The sequence below is a fragment of the Actinocrinis puniceicyclus genome (assembly GCF_018283645.1).
Classification (GTDB): Bacteria; Actinomycetota; Actinomycetes; order Streptomycetales; family Catenulisporaceae; genus Actinocrinis; species Actinocrinis puniceicyclus.
Map to the genome: position 1 here is coordinate 1 of NZ_JAGSXH010000267.1, position 2,434 is coordinate 2,434.

Annotated in this window: 3 protein-coding genes; 1 reads left to right on the forward strand and 2 read right to left on the reverse strand. The window is 71.2% G+C overall.

Going from position 1 to position 2,434, the window contains the following annotated elements; genetic code table 11:
* Positions 1-504: hypothetical protein (locus tag KGA66_RS28610; RefSeq protein WP_211472664.1), on the reverse strand; the 504-nt coding region annotated here is incomplete at its 3' end.
* A 207-nt stretch (positions 505-711) separates the two neighbouring features.
* Positions 712-1,518, reverse strand: a complete 807-nt coding sequence (locus tag KGA66_RS28615) for an SAM-dependent methyltransferase (RefSeq protein ID WP_312887114.1) — start codon at positions 1,516-1,518, stop codon at positions 712-714.
* Here KGA66_RS28615 and KGA66_RS28620 point away from each other — a divergent pair.
* Positions 1,421-2,323, forward strand: coding sequence for a recombinase zinc ribbon domain-containing protein (locus KGA66_RS28620; protein ID WP_211472668.1), 903 nt, complete (start codon positions 1,421-1,423; stop codon positions 2,321-2,323). The genes KGA66_RS28615 and KGA66_RS28620 overlap by 98 nt on opposite strands.
* Positions 2,324-2,434 lie beyond the last annotated feature (111 nt).

Consider the following 2,434-nt stretch of genomic DNA (forward strand, 5'->3'; position numbering starts at 1 on the left):
GACAGGGGCGGGGGAGGCGGCGGCGGTGCCGGCGCCGTTCGCGGTGCCCAGCGCGCGCCGGGTCAGGTCGTGTGCCTGCCGGTAGTCCTCGAGCGCGCGGGCGTGGTCCACGGAGGCCAGTTCCAGTTGCTTGTCGCGGTCCGCGGGCGGGTAGCCGATCGCGGTCAGCAGCCCGCCGATCACCTGGTCGGCCTGCGCGGCGGCGCCGCGCGGGTCTTCGACGAAGCGTTCTTCCACGCCGGTCCACTGCCGGGTGTAGCGTTCGCGGTCGTCGGCGGTCAGCGGCCGAAGCTGCAGGGCGTCGTGCTCGCGCACGCGTTCGGCCAGTTCCTGTTCGGCCGCGGCCCGGTCGCCGTGGCGCGCCGCGACCCGGTCGTATTCGGGGCCGAACCTGCGGCGCAGGTCGCCGCCGGTGTTGCGGTCGCCGGCGCGTTTGATCAGCGCCGCGGCGCCGATCACGACGATGACCGCGAGGACGACGGCGAGAATGACGGTGCCGCTCATGTGTTTCTCCTCTCGGTAGGCCGAGGGAGCGGATACCCTTGGGCGGCGAACGAAACATGCCGGGTTCGAACGCGTGGTCGGGTGCGTGCGTGCGGGTCGCCGCCGCGGGCGCGGGCGCGGGCGGCCGGGCGGGTTTCGGGAAACCTCGCGAGCGCGCGCCGCCGTAGGCCGCGGCCTTCTGGTGCGGCGCTGCTTCTCGAAGCCGGCCTACTGGGGTTTGCGCGCGACGCCGCCGTAGATCCCGAAGCGGGTGACCTGCGTGCCCGGGTCGGGGCGCCATTCGCCGATGGTGACCAGTCCCGGCTCCTGGAGTGTGAAGCCGTCGAGGAAGCCGAGGACCTGGCGGTGCGGGCGCAGGTTGAGCGTCGCGGCGCTGGTGCGGTAGACCTCGACGGCGTCGGAGGTGTCGTGTACCGCGGTGTCGTCGGTTCCGTGGGTGAGCACCAGCCAGCTGCCGGGGGCCAGCGCGTCGCGTAAGGTGCGCACGATGCGTTGCGGGTCTTCGTGCTCTGCGATGAAGTGCAGGACCGCGACCAGCACCAGCGCGGCCGGCCGGGTGAAGTCGATCAGGGCCGTGATGTCGGGGTGCCGCAGGATGGACTGCGGGTCGCGCAGGTCCGCCAGGGCGAAGGCGGTGGCGTGGGTGCCGGTGAGCCGGGCGTGTGCGTGTACTGCGACGATCGGGTCGTTGTCGACGTAGGCGACGCGGGTGTCCGGGGCGAGCGACTGGGCGACCTCGTGGGTGTTGGGCGAGGTGGGGATGCCGGTGCCGATGTCCAGGATCTGGCGTGCGCCGTTCTCGGTGGCGAAGCGCACCGGGCGTGAGCCGCAAGGTCGCCGTTGGAACCCCAGGGCGCTTATGGTGATCTTGACCAGCGAGGCAGCTTTGGGCTGCCTGATGCACGACAGGCGACCGGTGATCGGGGCGAATGGGGAGCCGATCCGGATTGCCCCGCCGCTGTGGGACGCCGCGACCCGTGACGCGCTGATCGCCAAGACCGCGCCGAAGCGCACTGGAAGCCGGGCGCCGAAGGGACTGCAACTGTGCAGCGGCCTGGCGTTCTGTGGTGTGTGCGGAACCCGGCTGTACCGCACTGGCACGCGCGCCTACGGATGCACCGGGCGTGTGATGGGTTTGCCCGGCTCCGCGCAGTGCAGGCCCGCGCCGACGATGCAGGTCGAGGAGATGGACCAGCGGGTGACGGCCTTTTTCCTGGAGCGGTTCGGGATGATCGATCCGATGCAGCGGGTGTTCGATCCGGGTACGGGGCACGCCGCGCGCATCGCCGAGTTGGAGGCCAACCGCAAGCGTCTGCGCGTGGACCGTGAGGCAGGGCTCTACGACAGTCCGGAGGACACGGCCTGGTACCAGGGTACGTATATGCGAATTTGTGGGGAGATCACACAGCTTAAGACGTTGCCGGACCGGGCCGCCGGGTGGCACTGGGAGAAGACCGGGCGCACCTACGCCCAGCGTTGGGCCGAGTCGCCGGACAACTCGGGCCGCCGGGAGCTGCTGGCGCGCTACAGCGTCAAGATCGTGCTGTATCCGACCGGCCACCGGCAGGGGCGGTTGTGGATTCACACCCTGGACCCGATCACCGAGGCCGTGGCGATCGGGGAATGCGAGCGCATGGACCGGGAGCAGGCCGAGGCCGCCGCCGAACTGGCCGACCTGATCGCCCGGCAGGAGCAGCCCGACCCCGAGGAACTGGCCCGCATGATCGAGGACGAGCAAGAGGCCGCAGACCAGGCCGCTCGCCAGGAAGACGAAGAGTACGAGGCTGACCAGGCCGACACCTACGAGTACGTGGACTGACGCCGAGCCGCCCCGAAGCGCCCCGACCGGTGACCGCCACTGGCCGGGGCGCAACCATGATCATTCCCGCGTCAGGCGAACCGGTGCCGGTCGCGCGGCCCACCCACCCAC